5 protein-coding genes are annotated in these 8,717 nt (G+C 72.5%); 2 read left to right on the top strand and 3 right to left on the bottom strand.

Annotated features, from left to right (window positions below; translation table 11 throughout):
- Positions 1-40: 40 nt before the first annotated feature.
- Positions 41-3,268: a M28 family peptidase gene (locus tag Plo01_RS15780; protein WP_203891350.1), complete on the bottom strand. Its 3,228-nt coding sequence runs from the start codon at positions 3,266-3,268 to the stop codon at positions 41-43.
- Positions 3,269-3,671: 403 nt separating this feature from the next.
- On the opposite strand from Plo01_RS15780, the gene Plo01_RS15775 reads away from it, so the two are divergent.
- Positions 3,672-4,907, top strand: a complete 1,236-nt coding sequence (locus tag Plo01_RS15775; protein ID WP_203891349.1) for a sensor histidine kinase — start codon at positions 3,672-3,674, stop codon at positions 4,905-4,907.
- A 128-nt stretch (positions 4,908-5,035) separates the two neighbouring features.
- Here the strand turns inward: Plo01_RS15775 and Plo01_RS15770 are convergent, their stop codons facing one another.
- The gene (locus Plo01_RS15770) at positions 5,036-6,004 is read right to left on the bottom strand and encodes a LysR family transcriptional regulator (protein WP_203891348.1); all 969 of its coding nucleotides are present in this window, start codon (positions 6,002-6,004) and stop codon (positions 5,036-5,038) included.
- A gap of 93 nt (positions 6,005-6,097) precedes the next feature.
- Positions 6,098-7,060: an Acg family FMN-binding oxidoreductase gene (locus tag Plo01_RS15765; RefSeq protein WP_203891347.1), complete on the bottom strand. Its 963-nt coding sequence runs from the start codon at positions 7,058-7,060 to the stop codon at positions 6,098-6,100.
- 278 nt (positions 7,061-7,338) lie between these two features.
- Between Plo01_RS15765 and Plo01_RS15760 the strand changes: the two genes are divergently transcribed.
- Positions 7,339-8,586 carry an arginine deiminase gene (locus Plo01_RS15760; RefSeq protein ID WP_203891346.1) on the top strand — a complete coding sequence of 416 codons (1,248 nt, stop codon included), beginning with the start codon at positions 7,339-7,341 and terminating at the stop codon, positions 8,584-8,586.
- Positions 8,587-8,717 lie beyond the last annotated feature (131 nt).

Genomic DNA, 8,717 nt, shown 5'->3' with positions numbered 1-8,717 from the left:
TGCCCGCCCGCCGTACCGGCCCCACCGGATCCGGACCGGATCAGATCCGCTGCCAGAGAGCCGGGACGTTCGGCGGCTCCCAGCCGGGCAGCGAGGTGTGCGCCTGCAGGCAGCGGTAGCGGACGCCGCCGTAGGTCACGACGTCACCCACCCCGTACTGCTTCCAGGTCTGCCAGTCGGTCTCGCCCTGACCGCCGCCGACGGTGAGGGTGAAGGCGGCCGACCGGTCGGCGGCGGCGCCGTCGCCGGTGAGGGTGACGGTGTAGGTGCCCGCAGGGGTGCTCGCCGCGGTGGCGACGGTCACCGCGGAGGACTGCCCCGAGGTGATGGTCGCCGGGCTGAAGGTCACGGTGGCGCCGGCGGGCAGGCCGGTGGCGCTCAGCGCGACGTTCTGCGCGTTGCCCGAGGTGACCGTGGTGCTCAGCGTGGCGGAGGCGGACTGGCCGGGCTGGACCGTGGCCGAGGACGGGCTCACCGACATCGTGTAGTCGTCCACCGGCGGCGGGGTGTCCCCGGCGGCGAGCTTCCACAGGACGTAGGCGGCGCCGTCGGCGTTGCGGTCGAGCGCGGTGGCGTTGACGTTGCCGGTGGTGTCGCAGGCGGAGTGGTAGCAGCGGTCGAAGGGCTGGCCCGCGGTCCCGCCCCACTTGGCCGCCTGGGCGGAGGTCTTGATGTTCGACGCGCCGGTGAACACGCCGCCGACCCGCACGCCCGCGTTCTTGAACGGGGCGTGGTCGCTGCGGCCGTCACCCTCGGTCTCGATCTCGGTCGGGACGTTGATCGAGGCGTAGAACTCCTTGAAGTGTCCCTCGATGGTCCGGTCGTCGTCGTAGACGAAGTAACCGGGGTTCGGCGAGCCGGTCATGTCGAAGTTGAGGTAGGCCTCGACCCCGGCCGTCCCACCGTTCTGGACGTAGTAGGTCGAACCGTTCAGGCCCGACTCCTCCGCCGCCCACCAGGCGAAACGCACGTGCTTGGTGAGTGTGGGCCGCTGGGCGGAGAGGGCGAGGGCGACCTCCAGGAGGGTGGACGAGCCCGAGCCGTTGTCGTTGACGCCGGGGCCCGCCGCCACGCTGTCCAGGTGGGCGCCGAGCATGACGGTCTGGTTCGCCGGGCCGCCCGGCCAGTCGGCGATCAGGTTGGTGTGCGTCCGGCCGCTGAGGGTGAAGGACTGGGTCCGGGTCTGGTAGCCGGCCGCGTCCAGCCTGCCCTTGAGGTAGTTGAGCGAGGCGGTGTAGCCGGCGGTGCCGGAGGCCCGGTTGCCGCCGTTACTGGAGGCGATCGACTGCAGCTGGTTCAGGTGCGCGGTGACGTTGGCCACCGGGATGTCCGGGGCCTCACCGCCCGGACCGCCGCCCCCGACCACCAGGTTGAAGCCGAGCTGCTTGTCGGCGCTGGCGCCGTCGGCGGTGATGACGATCGCGTGGGTCCCGACAGGGGTGCCCGACGTGGTCGAGAGCCGCAGGGTGGAGGACTGCCCGGCGGTGATGGTGGCCGGGGTGAAGGCGGCGGTCACGCCGGAGGGCAGAGTGCCCGCGCGCAGCGTGATCGACTGGGCGTTGCCGCTGGTCACCGTGGTGCTGATGGTGGCGGTGGCGGCCTGGCCCGGCTCCACGGTCGCCGACGACGGGGCGATGGAGGCCGAGTAGTCGTCACCCTGGACCTGGCAGGTCGGCTCGTTGCTCTGCGCCGGGACGTTGATCGCGTTCCAGGCCGCCTTGGTGGCGTTGAACTCGGCGCAGCCGCCCGGGAACAGCGTCTTGGCGGCGGTCAGGGTGTGGACGCGCGCCTGGGCGTGGGTCCGCGACCCGCCGGTCTTCATGGCGAGGCCGGCGAGGAAGATCTGGCCGGCTTTCTGGATGCCGATGCCGGTCAGCGTGGCCGGGCCGGAGCAGACCGTGCTGGACGGCTTGCCGGGCGGGTTGGTGCCCTCGGCCAGCAGGTAGAACCAGTGGTTCTGCGGACCGGCCGCGGCGTGCACCTCGGTGTTGGGGATCGAGGAGCTGTAGCAGTTGGGGTCGCCCAGCGCGCCCGGGTTGTACATGTTGCGGATCGGGCCCTGCCCGACCAGGTTGACCTCCTCGCCGACCAGGTAGTCCGGCGGGTCGTTGGGGTTGGCGGCGTAGTGCTCGGTCAGCGCGCCGAAGATGTCGCCGGTGGACTCGTTCAGGCCGCCGGCCTCGTTGCCGCCGCCCGCGCCGTCGGTCCCGGCGAACTGGTAGATCGCGTGGCCGTACTCGTGGGCGACCACGTCGATCGGGGTGGCCTGCTGGGTGTTGGCCTGGTTGTGGCCGAAGTTGGTGTAGGAGCCGTTCCAGAAGGCGTTGACCTGGTTCAGCCCGACGCGGGCGGGGAAGGCGCCGCCGGTCGCGTTGAAGCCGTTGTACTGGAACCACTCGCGGAGCATGTCCCATTCCTTCTGCGCCGCGTACATCGCGTCGACGCAGGCGGTCTCCAGGTTGGTGCCCTGGCCGTTGCCCCAGTTGTCGTCGGTTCCGGTGTAGGCGGCGCCGTTCTGGCCGCCGCAGCGCAGTCCCGGACGGGTGGTGTCGGTCATCGAGTAGGAGCCGCCGGAGCCGGAGGTGGTGATGTTCAGCCCGGCGCCGTTGTAGAAGCCGTGGCCGGTCCCGGCGCGGACCTCGTCCCAGGAGTCGATGACGGCTCCGGTCCTGGCGTCCACGAAGACGTGCAGCACGCTCGGGGCCTTCTCGCCCTGGCCGGTGACCACGACCTCCCAGGCGAGCCGGGGCCTGTCCGTGGCGGCGTGCACGAGCAGCACGGGCGTGCTCACGCTCTCGGTGGAGGCCAGATGCCCGCGGGCCGTCACGGCCGCGGCGTCCGCGGTCACCTTCGCCGTGGTGTTGACCTTCAGCTTGACGGTCTGGGCGGTGTCGACGAGGCCCACCTGGCGGCCTGTCTTGTCGGTGGTGACGATGACGTCGCCGCCGTAGACCGGCAGTCCGCGGTGGGTGCGGGTGTAGTTCAGGAACTGCAGGCCGCCGGGGCCCGAGGTGCTCTCCTTGAGCTGGAACTCGTCGTCCGCGCTCGTGAGGAGGGCGTCCGCCTCGACGATCAGCGCGCTGCGGGCGTTGTTGAGCGCGCGCGTGCGGGATTCGGGGTCCGGTACGGCGAACGCCTGCGCGGCCGGGGCCCGGAAGCCGGTGCCGGCCGGGGTCGCGGTGGCGCTTGTGGCGCTCACGACCGAGGTGGTGGTCAGGGCGGCGGCCGTCAGTACGGCGACCACGCCCGACCGGGCCTTGGGGTTCACTCGGGGTGACTCCTCTCGATGTCCCTTGGGGGGTAGAGGGATGCAAGGAGCCCGAGGGAGAACGGCCGGTCATGCCACTGCGCCGTATGACGGGCCGCGTGACGGCGTGACCGGCCGGCCTTCCCCGACGGTTTGGGCTGGCACCAAAGCTGACACTCCGGGTGCGGGGCCGAGTACCCTACGAAATTCCATAACGCCGTCATATGGGCGGACGCCGTCGGGCGGATACCGGATGGCGGATGGCGGATGGCGGGGGCCCGGCCGGACCGGAGGGAACGCCGCGGCCGCAGTGATCCCGGCACAAGGATCAGTCACGACATAACAGATAAACGCTTCAAATCACTATTAACAGTGACAAAGCGGGAACGCCTATGGGATGAGGTCGATAACCAGACCCGGAACCGTGCTGGGGGAGGGGCCCCGCAGCGCCGCCCGGCAGGCGGCGCTGCTGTTCGCGGTGGCCGGGATTCTGGCCCTGGCCGGGACCGTGCTGCCGTTCGAACGGCCCCGCCTGCTCGGCGCGGTGGCCGCCGCCGCCCTGGTCGCCGCGGCGGTGGCGTGGTGGCTGCCCTGGGAGCGGTTCGGGGAGCGCGCGCCGCTGGCGCTGTGCGTGCCCACGCTGGGGCTGCTGTCCGCCGCCACCTGGGCCCTCGACGGCATCGCCGCGGGCACCGCCCCGTTCTTCATGCTGATGTTCGCCTGGGTCGGCCTGCACTTCTCCGCCTGGGCGGTGGCGGCGCTGGCGCTGCCGGCGGCCGCGGCCTACCTGACCCCGCTGATCGCCGCCGACCGCGGCCCGGTGGCGATCAGCGGCGGCGCGGTGTTCATCCCGGCCATGGTGGTGGTCGGGATGCTGATCTCCCGCCAGGTCGCCCACCACCGCCGCTCCCGCGCGCAGGTCGAGCGGATGGAGCGCTGGCGGGCGGCGCTGAGCGCCACCCTGGCCCACGATGTGCGCTCACCCCTGACGACGGCCCAGTTCGCCGTGGAGACCCTCGCCGAGGACGGTCCCGGTCTGCCGAAGGCCCAGCGCGACGAGATCGCCGGCATGGCGATCCGGCAGATCAACCGCATCCGCCGCCTGGCCTCCGGGCTGCTGGACGCCGAACGCCTCGACATCCACGGCGGCCTGCGCCTGGACCTGGAGGCCGTCGACCTGCGCAAGGCCGTGTGCGAGGCCATCGGGTACCTCAGCGCCCCGGTCGCCGTCGAGGTGCCCGCCGGGGTGCGGGTGCGGGCCGACCCCGAACGCCTGGAGCAGATCCTGGTCAACCTGGCCGCCAACGCCATCGGCCACGGCGCGCTGCCGGTCGTCGTCGAGGCCGAGGCGGTGGGCCCGGACCTGGTCGCCATCCACGTGCGCGACCACGGCGCCGGCGTGCCGGAGGACAAGCGCGCGGTGCTGTTCACCCGCTTCAGCGCGGCCGATACCAACCCCCAGTCGGTCGGCCTGGGCCTGTGGATCACGCGCGAGCTGGCCCGCGCCCACGGCGGCGACGTCGCCTACGCCCCGCAGATCCCGGGCAGCCGCTTCACCGTCACCCTGCCCGCCGCGCCGGTGGAGGGCTCCCCGCGCGCCGGTCCCCGGGAACCCGCGCGCTCGCCCGGCTGCTCTCCGGGGAAGGGGGCCCAGCGGTGATCGGCTCCGCGGGGAGGGCCGCGGAGTGATCGGCCCCGTGAGGGGCCTCGGCGCTGGCCGGGTCCGTGGGAGCCTCGGCGGTGGCCGGGTTCGTGGGAGCCTCGGCGGTGGCCGGGTTCGTGGGAGCCTCAGCGGTGGCCGGCGCGGCCGAGGGGGCCGTGCCGGTCCAGCCACGCCGCGTAGACGGGCGCGCGCCGTACCTCGGCCCAGTAGGACCGGGTGACCGCCTGGACGAGCTCGGCCGCGCGCGGGGCGACCGGCCCCTGCTCGGTCCAGCCGATCATGTGCCGGAACCGGAGCGGGGTCCCGGCCAGCGGGCGGATGGCGATCCCGGCGTATCCCTTGCTGGTCGCCTGGAACATGCCCACACAACGGGCCGAGGCGATCAGGTCGAGGGCGAGGCTGAGGTCGGCGGAGTAGGCGACCCGGGGTTCGAACCCCTGCTCGGCGCAGGCCGTCCAGAAGTGCTCGCGGTGCCCCGCCTCGGCCAGGGCGTGCATGCCCCAGTCCTCGCCGGCGAGGTCCCGCAGCTCGATCTCCTCCCGCGCGGCCAGGGGGTGGGACGCGGCCAGCCCGACGAAGATCGGCTCGTCGGCGACGTCCGCGTAGGCCACGCCCGGGGGCGGGGAGAGTTCGTGGCCGGGATAGTCGCCGAGGGTGGCCAGTTCCAGCCGCTGGGACTCCAGCAGGCCGGGCAGCAGGTCCATGGCCTCCTCGGTGCGCGCCACGATGTCGGCGTCGGGGAACAGCTCGCTCAGGCAGGAGATGACGTTGATCGCCAGGTGGCTGGACATGCAGCCGACCCGGATCCTGAGCCGCTCGGCCGCCCGCCCGGCGTAGCGCATGCCGTCGCGCCGCAGCTCGTCGAAGGCGGGCAGCAGGGACCGCGCCCGGATCAGCACCCACTCGCCGAGCTGGGTGGGGCGGGCGCCCTCGCGCCCTCGCTCGAACAGCGCGCCGCCGAACATGCGCTCGATGCGCCTCAGCTGGGCGGCGAGGGCGGGCTGGGACATCTTGAGCGCGACCGCGGCCCTGGAGATGCTGCCGGCTTCGGCGATGGCGCAGATCGCTCGGAGATGACGAACCTCTAGATCCACATAGTGAGACTAATAGTAAAGATTCTTTCCGGTAAGGCCCAACTTTCGCGGCGCCGGAGTGACCGGGCCGTCCGCGGGGCGCGGGGCACGGCCTCAGGCGGCGCGCAGCAGCTCGGGGACGGGCCGGCGCGGGGCGCGGGGCACGGCGGGGCCGTACCCGAGGCGGATGATCATCTGGGGGTGGCCGCCGGGGTGGCGGGGATCGGTGTGGCGGCGCATGTCGCGCAGGTCCAGCGGCTGGTTGAGGAACGAGGCGGACAGTCCGTGGACGGTGGCCACCAGCAGGAGGCGCTGCAGGGCTTGTCCGGCGCGCAGCCAGTCGGCCGGGCCGTCCCCGGGGGTGGTCAGGACGGCCAGCCGGGGACGGTCCTCGAAGCGGGCCCGCTCCCTGGTCGCCCGCGCGAAGTCGCGCACGGGCGCGAGGTCGCCGATCGGCCGCGGTCCCTGGACGTAGGGCGGCACGCCGTCGGCGTGCGACGGCCCGCAGGTCCACCGGGCCAGCTCGGCACGGTAGCGGCCGTCGCCGGTGAGGGATTCTTCGGCCGCGGCGACCTCCTCCAGCAGCGCGGCGACGCCCGGGCCGCGCGGGAAGACCAGGCCGGCTCCCTCCATCCGGGCCGCCGCGACCAGCTCGTCCATGATCGCCTGAGGGACGGGGGTGTCGGTGAACGGCTGCCGGTTGGTGCGCCGGGCCTTGATCGCTTCGTACAGATCGTGCTCGGCCGCGGAGGCGGGTGCGGCGGGGGTGGGTCGTACGGTGGCCAGCAGGGTGGGCGGGTCGTTGCCGGTGGCGGGGGTGGACCAGGTGAGCGGCCGGTGGCCGCTGATGCGCAGGGCGAGGCGGAGGTTGAACAGGGCCGCGCCGCAGCTGATGTGCAGGGAGCGGCCGCGCGGGTCGGTGATCTTGAGCCAGCGGTCGGGGTCGGCGTGGAGTTCGATGTACTCGCGGTGGCGGGCGATGAAGTGCCACGGCTGGGTGTTGTGCACCGAGGGCGCGGTGCCGGCCGCGGTGATGAGACGGCGCGTTCCGGCGTGCGTGGCCAGTGGGTTGAGCATGGCGGACCTCCTTGTCACGAGGTTCGTCCACCGCCGTCTGCCGGGGGCAGAGGCGAAGGTCCCGGCGGCGCGGGACCATCGGGCCGTCGTGGCCCGGCTTGCCGGCCGGAGACGCCGCGCGGAGGGGCGATGACCGCCCGGATGTTCTGCGGTGAGGGAAGTGACGCGGTTTTTCAGGGGAGGTTCGCGTTCAGAGGGGAATCCCCGTCTGCGTCGGGGTGAGGTCTCATGAAGTGAGGACGGGTCAGGGAAACGATGCGAATCACGGGAGAGGTCCGATGACGTTCCACGTCGACTCCGAGGTAGGCAGGCTCCGGCAGGTTCTGCTGCACAAGCCCGAGCTGGCGCTCAAGCGGCTGACCCCGTCCAACAAGGACGACCTGCTCTTCGACGAGGTGCTGTGGGTGCAGCGCGCGCTGGAGGAGCACGAGGAGTGGCAGCAGGTCCTGCGGGACCGCGGCATCACCGTGCACATGTTCTCGGACCTGCTCCGGACCACGATCGACATCCCCGAGGCGCGCAAGCACATCCTGGACGGCGGCGTCGACGAGCGCTTCCTCGGGCCGATGGCCACCGACGCGATCCGCAACACCCTCGACAGCCTGGACACCGCCATGCTGGCGCGGTTCCTGACGGGCGGCATCACCAAGCGGGAGATCATGGAGCTGGGCTGCGAGCCCGAGAGCGTGGTCTTCCACGCGATGGCCCCCGACGGCTTCGTGCTGCCGCCGCTGCCCAACCACCTGTTCACCCGGGACCCCTCCTGCTGGATCTACGACGGCGTGTCCATCAACGCCATGAGGAAGAAGGCCCGCCAGCGCGAGACGGTCAACTACGAGGCGGTCTACCGCTACCATCCGATGTTCGCCGCCGGCTACGACCGGCCCGGGGCCGAGGGCGGCTACCACGTGTGGATGCCCGGCATGGCGGCGGCCCCGGCCACCATCGAGGGCGGGGACGTGCTGGTCATCGGGCGCGGCGCCGTACTGGTCGGGATGAGCGAGCGCACCCGGCCGCAGGCCGTGGAGATGCTGGCGATGAGCCTGTTCGCCCAGGGGGCTGCGGAGCGGATCGTCGCGCTGAACCTGCCGAAGACCCGCGCGTTCATGCACCTGGACACCGTCATGACGCAGGTGGACGTCGGCGTCTTCACCAAGTTCGCCGGGCTGGGCATGCTGCCCTCCTACACCATCGAGCCGGGTGACAACCCCAAGGAACTGAAGATCACCGATCACGTCCCGGAGGACATGCACAAGGCCATCGCCGCGGCCCTGGAGCTGGACGACATCAAGGTGCTGACCGCCGTCCAGGACGTCTACGCGGCCGAGCGCGAGCAGTGGGACGACGGCTGCAACGTGCTGGCGATCGAGCCCGGGGTGGTGGTGGCCTACGAGCGCAACACCACCACCAACAACCACCTGCGCGCCAACGGGGTGGAGGTCATCACCATCCGCGGCAGCGAGCTGGGCCGCGGCCGGGGCGGGCCGCGCTGCATGAGCTGCCCGATCGAGCGCGACGGCATCTGACCCGCCGGACACCCGGCCCGGGGACCGCGCCCCGTCCGCGCCGGTGGAGGCCGGGCGGGGATGCCGGGAGCCTGGGCGGGAATGCCGGTGGAGGCCGGGCGGGAATGCGGCCGGAGCTCACCAGGAGCGGA

The sequence above is a fragment of the Planobispora longispora genome (assembly GCF_016863135.1).
GTDB lineage: Bacteria > Actinomycetota > Actinomycetes > Streptosporangiales > Streptosporangiaceae > Planobispora > Planobispora longispora.
The sequence above is the reverse complement of the archived record's forward strand: the minus strand, read 5'-3'. Positions and strand labels throughout refer to the sequence as shown.